The 17,028-nt window shown below is 68.0% G+C and carries 14 protein-coding genes; 3 read left to right on the forward strand and 11 right to left on the reverse strand.

Annotation, left to right across the window (positions count from 1 at the left end):
• Together RR1_RS01780 and RR1_RS01785 are read right to left on the reverse strand one after the other, a co-directional pair.
• The coding region (locus RR1_RS01780; RefSeq protein ID WP_143153672.1) for an STAS domain-containing protein at positions 1-282 on the reverse strand (282 nt) is incomplete at its 3' end.
• Between the two features lie 266 nt (positions 283-548).
• A complete protein-coding gene (locus RR1_RS01785) occupies positions 549-1,118 on the reverse strand; it encodes a DUF5709 domain-containing protein (RefSeq protein ID WP_010836681.1) in 570 nt (189 codons plus the stop codon).
• A 136-nt stretch (positions 1,119-1,254) separates the two neighbouring features.
• Here RR1_RS01785 and RR1_RS01790 point away from each other — a divergent pair, with 136 nt between their 5' ends.
• On the forward strand, positions 1,255-1,512 hold the full coding sequence (locus tag RR1_RS01790; RefSeq protein ID WP_010836682.1) for a hypothetical protein: 258 nt from the start codon (positions 1,255-1,257) through the stop codon (positions 1,510-1,512).
• A gap of 138 nt (positions 1,513-1,650) precedes the next feature.
• Here RR1_RS01790 and lpdA read toward each other — a convergent pair whose 3' ends face one another.
• The gene (lpdA, locus tag RR1_RS01795) at positions 1,651-3,054 is read right to left on the reverse strand and encodes a dihydrolipoyl dehydrogenase (protein ID WP_010836683.1); all 1,404 of its coding nucleotides are present in this window, start codon (positions 3,052-3,054) and stop codon (positions 1,651-1,653) included.
• A gap of 66 nt (positions 3,055-3,120) precedes the next feature.
• Positions 3,121-4,464: a hypothetical protein gene (locus tag RR1_RS01800; protein ID WP_010836684.1), complete on the reverse strand. Its 1,344-nt coding sequence runs from the start codon at positions 4,462-4,464 to the stop codon at positions 3,121-3,123.
• Between the two features lie 92 nt (positions 4,465-4,556).
• On the opposite strand from RR1_RS01800, the gene RR1_RS01805 reads away from it, so the two are divergent.
• Positions 4,557-6,581 carry a prolyl oligopeptidase family serine peptidase gene (locus tag RR1_RS01805; RefSeq protein WP_040772198.1) on the forward strand — a complete coding sequence of 675 codons (2,025 nt, stop codon included), beginning with the start codon at positions 4,557-4,559 and terminating at the stop codon, positions 6,579-6,581.
• 10 nt (positions 6,582-6,591) lie between these two features.
• On the opposite strand, the gene RR1_RS01810 is transcribed toward RR1_RS01805, so the two are convergent.
• Positions 6,592-7,422, reverse strand: a complete 831-nt coding sequence (locus tag RR1_RS01810; RefSeq protein ID WP_010836686.1) for an alpha/beta hydrolase family protein — start codon at positions 7,420-7,422, stop codon at positions 6,592-6,594.
• Between the two features lie 27 nt (positions 7,423-7,449).
• Positions 7,450-8,439, reverse strand: a complete 990-nt coding sequence (locus RR1_RS01815; protein ID WP_143153674.1) for an alpha/beta hydrolase — start codon at positions 8,437-8,439, stop codon at positions 7,450-7,452.
• A gap of 215 nt (positions 8,440-8,654) precedes the next feature.
• On the opposite strand from RR1_RS01815, the gene RR1_RS01820 reads away from it, so the two are divergent.
• Positions 8,655-8,873, forward strand: coding sequence for a PspC domain-containing protein (locus RR1_RS01820; protein WP_040772206.1), 219 nt, complete (start codon positions 8,655-8,657; stop codon positions 8,871-8,873).
• Between the two features lie 444 nt (positions 8,874-9,317).
• Here the strand turns inward: RR1_RS01820 and RR1_RS01825 are convergent, their stop codons facing one another.
• The 5 genes from RR1_RS01825 to ctaD form a co-directional block, all read right to left on the reverse strand.
• Entirely contained in the window at positions 9,318-10,289 is a 972-nt protein-coding gene (locus RR1_RS01825; protein ID WP_040772207.1) for an alpha/beta hydrolase, read from the reverse strand.
• Between the two features lie 1,522 nt (positions 10,290-11,811).
• On the reverse strand, positions 11,812-13,437 hold the full coding sequence (groL, locus tag RR1_RS01830; protein WP_010836696.1) for a chaperonin GroEL: 1,626 nt from the start codon (positions 13,435-13,437) through the stop codon (positions 11,812-11,814).
• Between the two features lie 263 nt (positions 13,438-13,700).
• Complete coding sequence (locus tag RR1_RS01835) at positions 13,701-14,222, reverse strand: DUF6764 family protein (RefSeq protein ID WP_010836697.1); 522 nt, start codon at positions 14,220-14,222, stop codon at positions 13,701-13,703.
• Positions 14,223-14,360: 138 nt separating this feature from the next.
• Positions 14,361-15,155 (reverse strand): HAD-IIA family hydrolase, encoded by a 795-nt coding sequence (locus RR1_RS01840; RefSeq protein ID WP_010836698.1) that lies wholly within the window; start codon positions 15,153-15,155, stop codon positions 14,361-14,363.
• 28 nt (positions 15,156-15,183) lie between these two features.
• Positions 15,184-16,926: an aa3-type cytochrome oxidase subunit I gene (ctaD, locus tag RR1_RS01845; RefSeq protein ID WP_071990689.1), complete on the reverse strand. Its 1,743-nt coding sequence runs from the start codon at positions 16,924-16,926 to the stop codon at positions 15,184-15,186.
• Positions 16,927-17,028: the final 102 nt, after the last annotated feature.

The following is a 17,028-nucleotide window of genomic DNA, read 5'->3' on the forward strand; positions in this document are numbered from 1 at the left end:
GACAGCGAGTGTCGCGGTGCCGCAGAAGTCGACGGCGGAGAGATCGAGGACGAGGTCGCGCCGATCGTCGATCCGGCTCAGCGTGAACTCGCGGAGCCCGTCCGCCGAACTCAGGTCGACCTCGCCGCTCACGGTGACGACGACGATCGAGTCTCCGATCTCGGTGGCGCGGAACGACGCCGCCCCACACGCCGTCGGATTCGATGCGTTGCCGAGCTGTGACCCCTCGGCGACGACACGGGGGCAGGGAGCGGAGATGGTCTTGGTTGCGATAACAGTCATGGCACTCCCACCTCTGTGGACAATGACACGGAAAGCTGCTCGTCCCCCCGGCCCTGCGTACCAGCCGCGCCGCTTTTCCGACTCCGGCTGTCTGCTCAACCACGGGTGACGCTACCCCACCACGTCCCTACCAGCAAGGGTCCGGTATTGTGGCACGCACTCGTTCCATCTTCAACGACACCCGACGCGTGTCGCGACAATGCCGAGAGAATCGAAATCCGCTCCGAGCCTGCGGAAACGCCCCGGTCACGGGTGTGCCGGAAATGTCACGAATAGTCCTCGTCGCCCGGTGCGGTCCCGAGGGCGTCCTCGTCCTCGTCGTCGACGGTGTGGACGGCCGCCTCCTCCGCGGACGCAGCGGCCCCGTCGATTCCGACGTCTCCCGCGACCAGATCCGCCTCGGTGTCCGGCGCCACTCCCTCGTCCTCGGCGACGAGTCTCCCGGATCGCGCGTCGCCCACTTCGTAGTCCTCGGCGAACTCCCGATCGCCCGCGACGTCTCCCCGATCGTCGCCGAGCTCGTCGTCGGCATCGCGGGGAACCTCGCCGTCCTCGGCCGCCGACACCCGCAGCGGGTCCTGGTAGTCCGAACTCAAGCCGACGTCGGGCACTTCCTCGTCGAGCCGCTCATCGAGACTCTCCCCGGTGCGCTGCTCGTAATCGGTGAGGCCGTGCTTGTCGAGCCCGAGCGGCCGCTCGGGCGGCGAGAAGCCCTGGTCGAGCACGTCGTCGACACCGAGATCCTCGAGAGTGTCCTCGGGCTGCAGTTGATCGTCCTGGTCGAGGTTGTACTCGCCGTCCGACCCCTCGGGTGTGCTGTCCATGTCCTGGCTCATGCCTCCACGATGCCACCGGAGGGCGCCGCACGGGGGCCGTCCGCGCGACCGATCCGCGCGCTGCGATTCCGGCGTCCGGCCGCGACGGGTGTGATTGGCTGACGGAGGACCCAGGACGGCGACCGAGGGAGAAGCCATGGCCGGCAAGAGCGTGCCCACGACGGTGACCGCGGGACACCTGCGCGACCTGCTCGATTCGAAGGATCCGGACGCCGCGCTCGTCCTCGTGGGCGGTGCACCGACGCTCGCGTCGAATCCGTCCGACGACGATCTCGTGATCGTGACGCGCGACGAACTCACGGCGAGCCTGCCGAAGGGACGCGACGCGGGCGACACCGACCTCGAGTTCCAGGCCGCGAACCTCGAATCGATCGTCGATTCGCTCGGCGGCTGACGCCCCGATACCGCTACCCTCCCGAACCCCGAAACCCCGCTACCCCGAAACCCCTGTGGCGCAATGTCACACCGTGTGCGCTGAACGCACAGAATGTGACATCGCGCCACAGAGAGAGGGGGTGTGCCGGGGCAGGTGTCAGAAGTTGATCATGTGGCCCGCGAGGCCGTGGATCGCTTCCTGCAGCGCCTCCGACAGCGTCGGGTGCGTGTGGACGTTGCGCGCGAGCTCGTTGACCGTGAGGTCCCACTTCTGCGCGAGGGTGAGCTCCGGCAACAGCTCCGAGACATCGGGGCCGATGAGGTGCCCGCCGAGCAGCTCGCCGTACTTCTTGTCGGCGATGAGCTTGACGAAGCCGGTGGCGTCGCCGAGGCCGTGCGCCTTGCCGTTCGCGGTGAACGGGAACGTCGCCACCTCGACGTCGTAGCCCTCGTCCTCGGCCTGCTCCTGCGTGAGTCCGAAGCTCGCGACCTGCGGCTGGCAGAAGGTCGCGCGCGGCATCATGCGGTAGTCGCCGAGCGGCAGCGTCTCGGCTCCGCCGATCGTCTCGGCCGCGACGACGCCCTGCGCCTCCGCGACGTGCGCGAGCTGCAGCTTCGCGGTGACGTCGCCGATCGCGTACACGTGCGGGACGTTCGTGCGCATGTACTCGTCGATCTCGATAGCGCCGCGGTTGTCGAGTTCGACACCGAGCTTGTCGAGGCCGTAGCCCTCGACGCGCGGCGCGAAGCCGACCGACTGCATGACCTTGTCGGCGACGACGGTCTCGACCTCACCGGACTTGTTGTCCTTGATCGAGACGCTGACCTTGTCGCCCTCGTCGTTGATCGACTGGACGGCCGCACCGGTCTTGATGGTGACGCCGAGCTTCTTGTACGCCTTCGTGATCTCCTTCGACACGTCGACGTCCTCGTTGGGGAGCGCGCGGTCGAGGTATTCGACGATCGTGACGTCGACGCCGTAGTTGCGGAGCACGTACGCGAACTCCATGCCGATCGCGCCGGCACCGACGATGACGATCGAGCCGGGCAGGTCACGCGTCATGATCTGCTCTTCGTACGTCACGACGTTGTCGCTCAGCGACGTGCCTGGCAGCAGCTTGGTGACGGAGCCGGTCGCGATGATCACGTTGTCGAACGTGATCTCCTCGCTTCCGCCCTTGGTGAGATCGACCGACAGCGAGTTGGAGCCGGTGAAGGATCCGAGCCCGTCGTACTCGGTGATCTTGTTCTTCTTCATCAGGAAGTGCACGCCCTTGACGCGCCCCTCCGCGACCTTGCGGCTGCGATCGAACGCCGCACCGAAGTCGAACGATGCTTCACCCGAGATGCCGAAGGTCTTCGCCTCTTTCGTGAAGAGATGCGCGAGTTCGGCGTTCCGGAGAAGTGCCTTGGAGGGGATGCAGCCCACGTTGAGACACACACCGCCCCAGTACTTCTTCTCGACGATGGCGGTGCTCAATCCCAGCTGTGCCGCGCGGATGGCTGCGACGTACCCACCGGGGCCTGCTCCGAGGACAACGACGTCATAGTGTGAGGTCACAAGCCCCCAGGGTAGTCGGGCCCGTTTCCCGCGTCAGCGGATGGTCCGGTTACCCGCAGGTAACCTCTACCTGCGGGTTCGCGTCTCCCGCACTGCCTGCGCGACCTCGTCCAGCGCACCGCCCAGCAGGGCCGTGTAGCCGTCCGGATCCGGGACGGCGCGCAGCCCGGCATGGACGCCGATCGCGACGGTCTCACCGATGCCGTGCACGCCGTGCGTCAGGGCCATCGCGGGCGACAGTCCCGGGAAGCCGGACGTGAATCGCACCGTTCCGCCGCCGAGGACGAGGTCGGCGGCGCCGCGCGCGACGCTCGAGACGACGGTGTTGCCCGAGACGGACGGCGGCCGGATGTGGAGCGGGAACCGGCCGACCTCGCGGTGGAGCACGCGCGGCGATGCGGCGTCGAAGGGCCCGTCGAGGTCCAGCATCATCCGGTAACGGATGCGCTCGGCCTGGGCCGCGAGGTCGGCGGCGATCACGGCGGCGCGCGCGGCGAGGTCACGCACTCCGGGTGCGAGCGTCACCGAGGCGTTGGCGTACTGATTCGCGCTCGCGCCGGACCGCACACGGGCCGCGACGGGCAGCTCCGCGCCGAGCGAGGCCGGGACGTCGTCGCCCGCCGCCGTCAGATATCGCTCGATCGCCAGCGAGATCGCGGTGCACGCGCCCGCCGTCACCGAGACGCCCGGTCCGGTGAGGGACGCGCGGTCTCGCACGAGGACGCGCACCGCGTGCGCATCGCCGGGGTCGGCGTCGAGACGGGTGAGCTCCCGGCCCGCGGGCGGCGGCGCGATCGCTCCCGCCTCGGTCGCACTGTCGAGTTCGGCGCGGGCCGCGGTGGCGCGCGTCGTCGCGCTGCGCCTGCGCAACGACCGCGCGATCTCGTGGCCGGCGGCGCGCACCGCGATGCGAGCGGGGCCGGGCCTGCGTACCGGCATGCGTTCCGCCCTGGTCGCACCGTCGCCGAACAGGGTGCGCGCGATCTCGCCGGCGCGCACGCCGTCGGCGACGAAGTGCGCGATCACGAACACCGCGACGAGCGCGGGGCCGTCGCACCCGGGCGCCCCGGTCACACCCGGATACACCTCGACCCGCCACGGCGCGCGGGCACTCAGCGACGTCGCGGTCGACGCCGCGAGCGCGGTCTGCACCTCGCGCCACGACCGCGCGGCGTGGATCAGCACCCGTTCGGCGGGCGGCGGTCCCGGCACGAGATAGGGCAGATCGAGAGTGCCGGGGACCTCGCACACCGCGCGCCCGAGTTCGGGGACCGTGGCCGCGCGCAGCAGAATCTCGCCGCGAGCCTGCTCGGCGTCGCCACCGTCGAAGCAGTACAGCTGGAACTGATCGGTGCGGATGCGCCGCGACACCCACAGTGCCTGCGCGTCCCGCGCACCGATCTGCCGCATCCGGTCAGCGTACGGTCGGCCCGCGCCACGCCGTCGCGAGATGGTCGCGGTGCGCCGTGGTGACGAATCGTCGCGGTGCCACAATGGGGCGCATGAGCGATCCGCATCTGTGGTTGGAAGAGGTCACCTCCGAGACGGCGCTCGACTGGGTGCGCGAACGCGGCGCCCGCGCCGTCGCCGAGTTCGCCGACGCCCCGGAGTTCGCCGAACTCGAGAGCCGCATCCTCGAGGTCCTCGACACCGACGCCCGCATTCCGTACGTGAGCATGCGCGGCGAGTGGCTCTACAACTTCTGGCGCGACGCCGAGCATCCCCGCGGGCTCTGGCGGCGCACGACTCTCGCGTCGTATCGCACCGAGGCCCCCGAGTGGGACGTCGTGCTCGACGTCGACGCACTCGCCGCCGCCGAGGACGAGAACTGGGTGTGGGCGGGCGCCTCCGTCCTGCGTCCGGACCAGTCGCGCGCCCTGCTCTCGCTGTCGCGCGGTGGCGCGGATGCCGCCGTCGTGCGCGAATTCGACATGGCGACACGGGAGTTCGTGACGGGCGCCGATGCCTTCGAACTCGACGAGGCGAAGAGCGGTATCGAGTGGATCGACCGCGATTCGGTGTACGTCGAGACCGACTTCGGTCCCGGTTCGCTCACCGATTCCGGCTACCCACGCGTGTCCAAGCTGTGGCGGCGCGGCACTCCGCTCGCCGACGCCGAGACGGTCTTCGAGGGCGAGCGGACCGACGTCTCCGTCGGCACCGGTTACGACGACACCGAGGGCTTCGAGCGCACGTTCGTCTCGCGGTCGCTCGACTTCTACCGTTCGGAGCGGTTCGAGAAGCTGCCCGACGGCGAATTCGTCCGGATCGACGTTCCCGAGGACGCCGGGATGGGCGTGCACCGGCAGTGGCTCACGATCCGGCCGCGCACCGACTGGGAGATCGGCGGCGCGACGTACCCGGCCGGTTCGCTGCTCGCCGCCGACTACGACGCCTGGACGGCGGGCGACCGCACGCTGATTCCGCTCTTCACGCCCGACCCGCACACCTCGCTCGATCAGGCGGTGTGGCTGCGCGATCACCTGATCCTGGTGACGCTCACCGACGTTCGCACCGCGATGCACGTGCTGACGCCCGCGGCCGCCGGCGAGCCGTGGACGTCGCAGCCGGTCGACGGCATCCCCGAGCTCACGAGCAGTTCCGTCGTGGCGGCCGATTCCCGTTCCGGCAACGCCTTCTTCGTCAACGCGAGCGGCTTCACGACGCCGTCGACGTTGCTGTACGGCGAACCGGGCGCGCCGCTCGAGGCCGTCAAGCGCGCGCCGGGCTTCTTCGACACCACCGACACGAGCGTCGAGCAGTTCTTCGCGACGTCCGACGACGGCACCGCGATCCCGTACTTCGTGGTGCGGCGCACGGCCCTGCCGCCGAACGCACCGACGCTGCTCTACGGCTACGGCGGCTTCGAGAACTCGCTCGTGCCCGGCTACAGCGGCACGATCGGGCGCGGCTGGATCGAGCGCGGCGGCGTGTACGTCGTCGCGAACATCCGTGGCGGCGGCGAGTACGGCCCGGCGTGGCACACGCAGGCCATCAGGGAGGGACGCCACCTCGCGTACGAGGACTTCGCCGCCGTCGCACGCGATCTCGTCGCCAGGGGAATCACGACGCCGCGCAACCTCGGCGTCCAGGGCGGCAGCAACGGCGGCCTGCTCACGGGCGTCATGCTCACCCGCTACCCCGAGTTGTTCGGTGCGATCGTGTGTTCCGTTCCGCTGCTGGACATGTCGCGCTATCACCGGCTTCTCGCCGGTGCGTCGTGGATGGCCGAATACGGCGACCCCGACGACCCGGAAGACTGGGCGTTCCTGCGCGAGTACTCGCCGTACCACAACACCGATCCCGACCGGACGTATCCGCCGGTGCTGTTCACGTCGTCCACCCGTGACGACCGCGTCCATCCCGGGCACGCTCGCAAGATGGTGGCCCTGCTCGAGGAACAGGGCCGCGAGAGTGTCTGGTACTACGAGAACATCGAGGGCGGGCACGGCGGCGCAGCCGACAACAAGCAGTCGGCGTTCAAGGCGGCGCTCACCTACACGTTCCTGTGGGAGACGCTGACGTAGCGAGCATCGCTCAGCGGTCGTGCAGCCACTCGGCCACCCGGTCGACGACGCCGCGCGAGCCGCGAATCCATCCGTTGTGCCCCAACCGTTCCGGCTCGTGCCAGCGTGTGACGTCGGCATCCGGAAACTTGGCGAGCATGGCCCGCACCGAACGCTCGGGGGCCATGTCGTCGCCCTCGACGGTGACCGACAGGACCGGCAGCGTGAGCCGAGAGATCCGCTCCTCGTAGTCGATGTCGGCGCCGGCCGGCACGATACGGCCCGTCCGCGCGAATCGAGCCCAGTCGGCGATGAGCGTCTTCGACTGCCGCCCGAAACCGCCGACGTCGAATCGGTCACCGGGCCAGAACCCGGCGACGTTCGCCGTCATCGACATCGCGGCGGAGCCCACGAGCAGCCCCGCGGACCGGGCGCCCCCGAAACCGCGATGGTAGGGCGAACCCGAGGCGACGAGGATCAACCCTGCCAGTCTGCGCCGCACCCGCGCCGCATAGAGGACACCGAGTTGGCCGCCCATGCTGTGTCCCAGCAGGTACGGCGTGCTCTCGGGAAACCGCAGCCGCACCGTCTCGAACATCGCCGGCAGGTCGACGCTGACGAGTTCGTGATAGCCGAACCGGCTCGACGGCCCCGGCCGCGGGCGGCTGTCGCCCTGCCCGCGCAGTTCGCCGATAGCGGCGTTGAATCCGTGCGCGACGAGTCGTTCCGCGAGCAGGTCGTAGTAACCGCCGGGGACGCCGAGACCCGGGAGGATCACGACGACGGGCGCACCGTCACCCCCGTCGAACAATCGCACGGGAGTGACGGTGCCGTCCGGCATGCTGACCCTCACGGTCTCCATGCCCGGAAACTACACCCGAGAGAGGCTCTAGACGCCGAGCGGTCCCGCGAGGATCGGCCACGACTTGTGAAGCTGGTCCTGCCAGTACGGCCACGAGTGCGTGCCGATCGGCTGGAAGTCGAAGGTCGCGGGGATGCCCAGCTCGCCCAGGCGTCCGGCGAGAGTGTGCGTGCACTGGTTGACGGCCGCTTCGATCACGGTGCCCATGATCATCCGGCTCGTGAACTCGTCGGTGTCACCGTCGATGCCGGGTGCACTCAGCGCATCGTACGGGCCGGGAATGCCGGTGCCCGAGCTGACGTAGATCTCGAGGCCGCGCAGCTTCTCGGCGTTCGCGGTGGGATCGTTGGCGATCCATCCGGGGCCGCCCTTGGGGCCCCACATGTTCTCCGAGTCGGCGCCGCCGCGGCCCTCGACGACCAGGTCGACGTACATCCGGCCCGGCTGCGTCGCGGTCTGGGCGCAGCCCGAGTACGCCCCGACGCTGCGGTACAGGTCGGGTGCCGCCTGCGCGAGCGAGAGCACCGAGGAGCCGGCCATCGAGATTCCGGCGATCGAGTTGACGCCGGTCGTCCCGAAGGTCTCGTCGATGATGGGCGGCAGTTCCTGGGTGAGGAAGGTCGTCCACTTGTTGCGGCCGAGGACCGGGTCGTCCTGCTCCCAGTCGGAGTAGTAGCTGAAAGCGCCCGCCGTCGGTGTGACGACGTTGACGTTCTTGTCGGCGAAGAACTCGACGACGTCGGTCTGCGCATCCCACGTCGCGGCGTCCTCTCCGCCGCCCGCACCGTTGAGCAGGTAGAGCGTGGGGCGCGGCTCCGACGTGTCCGCGGGAGTGAGGACGCGCAACGGGATCTCACGATCCATCGCGGCGGAATAGACGGTGATGTCGAGCTGACGCTCGCCCCGCTCGTCGGTCCGGACGAGCGACGACGTTCCCGTCGACGGCTGGGCGGTGGCGGCCGGAGCGACCGCGAGCGCGGTACCCGCGGCGAGCGCGGCCGCCGTGATCCACCTCATGGAGTTGACGAAGAGTTCGGACCGATGGGGCTTGGACCGATTGGCTTCGGACTGATGCATGAACTCACCTCTGGTCTGGCGTCGTGGCCGTGATCAGCGCCGATCCGGCCGACTCGAAACGAATGGTCGCATGTCCAGGGACGACGCGAAAAATCAGGGATCGCGCCCGGGTGATCACCGATGCCGCGGCGGAACCCACGCGTCATCCTGGAAACATGAACGAATACACGACCCCGAACCCCGGCAACGCCTCCAAGCGGTTCGTGCGCTCGCGGACGGACCGAAAGATCTCCGGCGTGTGCGGTGGAATCGCACACTACTTCGGCATCGATGCCAATCTCGTGCGCGTTCTCGTCGTCCTCGCGACGCTCCTCACGACGGGCGGCGGGCTTCTCGCCTACGTCGCCGCGTGGGTCATCATGCCGGAGGAATGATCTCTCGCGAGTGCGGTCTGCACTCCGTAGTGGTGGTGGAAACACTGGGGCCGCGGGTGCACCAACCCTCCAAGGTCCCTCCGGTGCGCCCGCGGCCCGCCGACGTGTCAGCTGGCCGACACGATGATCGGCACGATCTCCTGCAGGATCTTGAAGACCTCGACGATGGTCGTGACAGTCGCGATGGAACCCATTTTCCACTCCCTACCTCGGTGTTTTACCTGTGACTCGTGGTCACGTGCGAGAAGGTAGCAGCGGAATCGGCCGGGTAGGTGACCTACGAAATGACGTGCAGATGAACGCGCTGGTCAACGATTCGGCCACGTGGCGGAGATCACCGACAACGCGTGTAACGCATCACAAAAGCGCAGGTGAGAGGGTGTTTTTCGGAGTGCCGGCGGTCACGACCAGGCGGCCGGTGTGACGCACCGTCGGCCGCATCGGTCAGCGGGTGAGTGCGGCGCGGAGGAGCGGCCACGACGCATGCAGCTGTTCCTGCCAGTACATCCAGGAGTGAGTCCCGGTGGGACGGAAGTCGAACGTCGCCGGGATGCCGAGTTCGCCGAGCCGGTGCGCGAGCCGGTGCGTGCACACGTTGGTGGCTGCCTCGATCGTCGTCCCGAGGAGCATCTGGTTCGCGTAGAGTTCGACGTCGCCCTCGATGCCGGGGGCGTCGAGACGGTCGTACTGCCCCGGGAGTCCGGAGCCGCTGCTGACGTAGAGGTCGATGCCGCGCAACCGCTCCGCGTTCACGACGGGATCGTGCGCCTCCCAGCCGCCGCCCTCGGGTGAGCCCCACATGTTCTCGGTGTCGCCCCCGCCGCGCGCCTCGACGACGAGCTGGATCGCGAGACGGCCCAGCGGAGTACTGGTCTCGGCGCAGCCGCTGTACGCGCCGACGGACCGGTAGAGCTCCGGCGCCGACTGCGCGAGGCTGAGCACGGACGTTCCCGCCATCGAGATGCCGGCGAGCGCGTTCACGCCCGTCGTGCCGAAGCGCGCGTCGATCTGGGGCGGTAGCTCACTGGTGAGGAAGGTCGTCCACTTGTGGCGGCCGAGCTCGGGATCGTCCGCGATCCAGTCGGTGTAGTAGTTGAAGGCGCCCGACATCGGCACCACGACGTTGACGTTCTCGTCGGCGAAGAACTCGCGAATGTCGGTGCGGTCGAACCAGTTCGCGGCGTCCTCACCACCACCCGCACCGTTGAGCAGGTAGAGCGTCGGCCTCGGCACGGAGGTGTCGGCGGGCCGCAGCACTCGCAGCGGAATCTCGCGCCCCATCGCCTCGGAGTACACGGAGATCTCGACGAGCCGGTCGGTGGTCTGAGCGAATGCAGGACCCGCGGGAGCGAGCACCGCGGCGGCGACGAGAACGACGAGCGCCCTGACGGTGTTGCGAGCGAATCCGAACCGCACGGGGTGGTCTCCTTCGTCTGGACGTGCACCGCGCGTGACGCCGAGCGGCGGGTGGAACCGGTGATCGGTGGGGTGATCCATCGCACGATATGTGGTGTCGGACGTGCGAGAGGCCGCGACACGTCGGCGCGAACTCAGAGCGAGCCGGTGATCAGCTGCGGAACGATCAGGAGGATCAGCTCGACCCATCCGGTGAGGTCGTCGAGACCCGCGGTGATACTTCCCATGACGGTGGTTCCTTTTTGGTCAGAGCGAGCCGGTGATGACAGCCGGCGCGACGGACAGAACGAGGATGACGAACTCGGTGATGAAGTCGAGTCCGCCGGCAAGGCTTCCCATGACGGCTCCTTCGGATCAACGGGCCCGGGTCGGAGCGACCCGGGCTACAGAAGTGGAAGAGCTGAAGAGCCGCTCAGCTGAAGAAGACGACGAACTGGCTCAAGATGTCGAAGACGAAGGTGACGATCTCTGTGATGGTGGTCGAGCCCATGTGATCCTCCTGTGATGACCCGTGCCCGCCGACGTGGCACGCGAATACGCCGATATGACGTGGATCACGTTAACGAGGCGGTTGTGCGACAAGCCATACTGCACCATCGTTTGTTATGCGTTCGTGACCACACGAGGCCGACGCCCTGCACGGTCGGGCGGATCGCGCCGCGCCGCGCTGATCATCACTGCCGCCACCCTGGCGCTCACCTGCGGCGGACTCGTCACTCCACAACAGACTGCGGCCGCTACTGGCCCGGCGAGCAATACCTGGTCTGCAGGCAGATCCGGATCGAATACCGATTCCCGCGGCCGCGTCCTGAGCTTCCTCGACACCGGTTCACCGATGGGGACGAGGTGGAAAATGTGATGCTTGTGTCGACAGTTCTGCCGCTGCTGCCGAATTTCCCACGCGCTGGAACTGAAACAGTCCGCCGCAGTCGTAGGTCTCGGCCACAACGGAAGGCGACGCTGGCATGCCAGGCGCGCGCACAAGAGGACGGTAGGCCGACCACCAGCAACGGGGATCACCACAGCCCGGGAAAATCCCTCTCGACTCCTACATGCATTCGACAGTCCCATTCGAGCGATTCGATTCCCGAAGGTCCCGAACGAGGAGAAATGCAATTCCACCGGAATTCAAGGAGAGGACATGAGCTGGGGAATCGTGACATCTCGGGCTGACTACGGCGGCTGGGGGTATCGAATTCGATGACACTCCCGTCGGCTGCTGGGGCCAGCTTCGCCGCTCTCGATTCTTTCCGCGACTGATCGATACGGGTATTTCCATGTGGCTACTGCCACGCATCCAGTGAAACACCGAGTGTCGAATCGACTCGCCCCATGCACGCTCGGTGCGCCGGACAATCGGCGGACCGCGCAGCGTCGACGATGAGAGATCGCGCAATTCGTGGCGAGAATCGCCGTGCTGCGAAGACCTCGCCGAGCGTTCGGATACGCCGAGAGCCCGGCTCCACCGAAGTGGAGCCGGGCTCTCGGTCTGTCCGTGCCTGGTGGCAGAACTTCCGACGAATCAGAAGTCCATGCCGCCCATGCCACCGGTCGGGTCGCCCATGGGAGCGGCGGCCTTCTCCGGCTTGTCTGCGACGACGGCCTCGGTGGTGAGGAACAGGGCCGCGATGGACGCCGCGTTCTGCAGCGCCGAGCGGGTGACCTTCACCGGGTCGTTGATGCCCGCAGCGAGGAGGTCCTCGTACTCACCGGTAGCGGCGTTGAGGCCGCTGCCGGCGGGCAGGTTGGAGACCTTCTCCGCGACGACGCCGGGCTCGAGGCCGGCGTTGAACGCGATCTGCTTGAGCGGAGCCGACAGCGCGACGCGCACGATGTTCGCGCCCGTCGCCTCGTCGCCGTCGAGCTTCAGGTCGTCGAGGACCGGGCTCGCCTGCAGCAGCGCGACGCCACCACCGGCGACGATGCCCTCTTCGACGGCAGCCTTCGCATTGCGGACGGCGTCCTCGATGCGGTGCTTGCGCTCCTTGAGCTCGACCTCGGTGGCCGCGCCCGCCTTGATGACGGCGACGCCGCCGGCGAGCTTCGCGAGCCGCTCCTGCAGCTTCTCGCGGTCGTAGTCCGAGTCGCTGTTCTCGATCTCGGCGCGGATCTGGTTGACACGGCCGGCGATGGCCTCCGAGTCGCCCGCACCCTCGACGATCGTGGTCTCGTCCTTCGTGACGACGACCTTGCGCGCCTGGCCGAGCAGCTCGATGCCGGCGGTCTCGAGCGAGAGGCCGACCTCTTCGCTGATGACCTCGCCACCGGTGAGGATGGCGATGTCGGCGAGCTGAGCCTTGCGGCGGTCACCGAAGCCCGGAGCCTTGACGGCGACGGACTTGAAGGTGCCACGGATCTTGTTGACGACCAGCGTGGACAGTGCCTCGCCGTCGACGTCCTCGGCGATGATCAGCAGCGGCTTGCCCGACTGGATGACCTTCTCGAGCAGCGGCAGGAGGTCCTTGACCGTCGAGATCTTGCTCGAGACGAGCAGGATGTACGGGTCTTCGAGGACGGCTTCCTGACGCTCGGCGTCGGTGGCGAAGTACGCCGAGATGTAGCCCTTGTCGAAGCGCATGCCCTCGGTGAGCTCCAGCGACAGCCCGAAGGTCTGCGCCTCCTCGACCGTGATGACGCCTTCCTTGCCGACCTTGTCCATCGCCTCGGCGATGAGCTCGCCGATCGAGGCGTCACCGGCGGAGATGCCGGCGGTCGCAGCGATCTGCTCCTTGGTGTCGATCTCCTTGGCCGACTCCAGCAGCTTCTCGGTGACGGCCGCGGTGGCCTTCTCGATGCCGCGCTTGAGGCCGAGCGGGTTCGCGCCGGCAGCGACGTTGCGCAGGCCCTCGCGGACGAGTGCCTGAGCGAGAACGGTGGCGGTGGTGGTGCCGTCGCCCGCGACGTCGTCCGTCTTCTTGGCGACTTCCTTGACCAGCTCTGCGCCGATCTTCTCGTACGGGTCCTCGAGCTCGATCTCCTTGGCGATGGACACACCATCGTTGGTGATCGTGGGGGCGCCCCACTTCTTCTCGAGAACGACGTTGCGGCCCTTGGGGCCCAACGTCACCTTGACTGCGTCGGCGAGGCTGTTGAGTCCCCGCTCGAGGCCACGGCGTGCCTCTTCGTCGAACGCGATGATCTTGGCCATTGCGAAGTGATCCTCCGGTAGGGGTGTAAGGCAGCGTGTGAGCCGCCTCAGTACGCCTGTGGCCGGGGTCAGTGCCCGCGACGGACGACCGAGGGCTCTGTGTGCCTGGCCTCACCGTCCCGACCTGGCACTCGCACACAGCGAGTGCCAACTGCATTTTTAGCACTCGGACAGGTCGAGTGCAACGCGCCGGGCACCCCCGAGACGACCGCGGGCGGCCCCGGACCGCGGTGGTCCCGGGCCGCCCGTGGCGACGAATCCGATCAGCGGAAGGCGCAGACCTGCCCGGTCTGCAGGTTCGCGGCGAACGACAGCGCACCGGTGCAGTCGACCCCGTTCACGTCGGCGGTCGCGCCCGACCCCCAGCCGGCGATCGCGATCGTGAGCGCACCGGGAGCCGCACCCGAGTGCGCGATGCCGCCGCCGAGCGCGAGCGCCCACGCCTGCCCGCCCGTGGACGCGCCGAGGGCCGTCCCGTAGCCGCTCGCATACGACTGCGTCTGCGCGTCCGGCCCCTGTGCGACCCCCACGGCCGTTCCCGAATCGATCGCGCCCGACTGCACCCAGCCGCCGTCCGACGCCTTCGCGCCGCAGCTCGCCGTGCCGTGAACCTGGATGTCGTTGTCCGACGGCGGCGAGACGCACACCGCCGGCTGCGCCGACGCCGCCCCCGCTCCGACCGCCGAGAGCCCGAGCGCCGTGCCGAGCACGACGGCCGCGGCACCCGCGACTCGCACTGCCGAGCGGCGCAGCGAACGGGAACGGGCGGGCAGGGATCGCATCATGAAAGCTCCTCAACAGCGGTACGGAAGGTCGCGGCGCCCCGACTGGGCTGCGCGCAGACTACCCTCCCGGAGCTCCCCCGTCGCCACGGACGACACGCTCGAAAGCCGTTGCCCACGGCCGGGCTTCGAGCTACAACCTCACGCGAGGCGGTCGAGCAGCGTGGGGAGATCCGCGACCGACTCGAGCACATGATCGGGCCGCTCCGGCGAGAGCGAGAGCACCGAGTCGCGGAACTTCCCCGTCTTCACGAGCACCCCCGTCAACCCGACCTGCTGGGCTCGCAGAACGTCGCTCGTGAGGTCGTCGCCGACCATGATCGTCTGCTCGGGCATCGTGCCCATGAGTTCGGTCGCCGCGAGAAAGGCGGACACACCGGGCTTTCCGACCGACACGATGCGGGTACCGGTGACCTCCTCGATGCCCGGAAGGTACGTCCCGACGTCCACGCGAAGGCCGTCCGCCGCCGCCCACACCTGCCCGCGGTGCATCGCGACGGCGGGAACACCCCCGAGCACCAGATCGACCGCGCGACTGAGTGCCTCGTGCGTGTACTCCGACCCGGCCCCGCCGAGCACGACCACCTCGGGGTCGGCCTCGTCGAACTCGATGTCGGCGAAGTCCTCGGCGATGTCACCGTGATTGAGCATCCACACCCGCCGGCCCGGGTAGGTCGTCCGCAGATACTCCGCGGTGAGCCGGGCCGCCGTCACGATCTCCCGGACCTCGACGTCGATCCCCGCACCGGCGAGCAGCTCCACGATCTGCTCGGTGGACTTCGAGGTCGTGTTGGTGAGGAACGCCCGCGCGAGCCCCCTCGCGCGGACGTCCTCCACCGCCTCTGCGGCACCGCCGATCGGATTCCACGACGTCACGAGCACGCCGTCGATGTCGAACAACACGCCACGCGCGGTTCCGTCCAGCAGCCCGGTCATGGGCCGATCCTAGCGCCGGGACAGCCCCCTACTTCGACGCTGCGGCGAGCGCCTCGGGATGTTTCTTCTTGCTGCCGGGCCCGACGTGCGCCTCCGCGCGCAGCCGGTCGACCATGTGCGGGTAGTGCAGCTCGAACGCGGGGCGCTCGGACCGGATCCGCGGCAGCGACGTGAAGTTGTGTCGCGGCGGCGGGCAGGACGTCGCCCATTCGAGCGAATTGCCGTAACCCCACGGATCGTCGACCGTGACGACCTTGCCGTAGCGGTAGCTCTTGAACACGTTCCACAGGAACGGGAGCGTCGAGAGCCCGAGCACGAACGCACCGATCGTCGAGATCATGTTGAGCGTCGTGAATCCGTCCGTCGGCAGGTAGTCGGCGTACCGGCGCGGCATGCCCTCGTTACCCAGCCAGTGCTGGACGAGGAACGTCAGGTTGAAACCGACCGTGGTGAGCCAGAAGTGCCACTTGCCGAGACGCTCGTCCATCATCCGGCCCGTCATCTTGGGGAACCAGAAGTACACCGCCGCGTACGTCGAGAACAGCACCGCACCGGTGAGCACGTAGTGGAAGTGGGCGACAACGAAATACGTGTCCGTGATGTGGAAGTCCAGCGGCGGGCTCGCCAGGATGATGCCCGAGAGACCACCGAACAGGAAGATCGCGAGGAAGCCGACCGAGAAGAGCATCGGCGTCTCGAACGTCAACTGGCCCTTCCACATCGTGCCGATCCAGTTGAAGATCTTCACGCCCGTCGGAACACCGATCATGAACGTCATGAACGAGAAGTACGGGAGCAGCACCGCACCGGTCGCGTACATGTGGTGCGCCCACACCGCGATCGAGAGCGCCGCGATACCGAGCGTCGCGTACACCAGACCGCTGTACCCGAAGATCGGCTTACGGCTGAACACCGGGAAGATCTCCGACACGATGCCGAAGAACGGCAACACGATGATGTACACCTCGGGGTGACCGAAGAACCAGAACAGGTGCTGCCACAACATCACCCCGCCGGTAGCGGGATCGAATATGTGCCCGCCGAGGTGACGGTCGTACCAGAGCGCGATGAGCGCGGCCGCGAGCAGCGGGAACACGAGCAGCGTCAGCAGCGACGCCACGAATACATTCCACGTGAAGATCGGCATCCGGAACATCGTCATGCCGGGCGCGCGCAGGCACACGATCGTCGTCACGAAGTTCACCGCACCGAGGATCGTGCCGAGACCGCCGGCAGCGATACCGAGGATCCACAGGTCCGCTCCGAGCCCCGGCGAATGCAGCTCGTTGCTCAGCGGCACGTACGCCGTCCAGCCGAAGTCGGCAGCACCGCCCGGCGTCACGAAGCCGAGAAGAGCAGCCACCGACCCGAAGAAGAACAGCCAGTAGCTCATGGCGTTCAGCCGCGGGAAGGCGACGTCCGGGGACCCGATCTGCAGCGGGAGCAGGAAGTTCGCGAAACCGAAGAACACCGGCATCGCGAACTGCAGCAGCATCAGCGTGCCGTGCATCGTGAACAGCTGGTTGTACTGCTCGTTCGACAGGAACTGCAGACCGGGCGCCGCGAGCTCGGCTCGGATGAGCAACGCCATCAGGCCCGCGATCAGGAAGAACACGAACGCACTGACGATGTACATCACGCCGAGGACCTTGTGGTCCGTCGTCGTGAGCATCTTGACGATGAAGCTGCCCTTCGGCGCTACGCGCTCGGGATGCGGGCGAGCCGACGGGGGTGTGGGCGAGTCGTGTGGGGCGGGAGCGAGATCAACCACGACGACCCACCACGGTCTGGGAGAGAACACATGGGACGCACATGCTGAAAATCGTCGCCCCGGGCCGACGCGTCGAGAAGGGGACGAAGTCCCCGCCGAAAG

Origin of the sequence: Rhodococcus rhodnii NBRC 100604, assembly GCF_001894925.1 — a bacterium.
In the GTDB taxonomy this organism is placed as follows: Bacteria; Actinomycetota; Actinomycetes; order Mycobacteriales; family Mycobacteriaceae; genus Rhodococcus_F; species Rhodococcus_F rhodnii.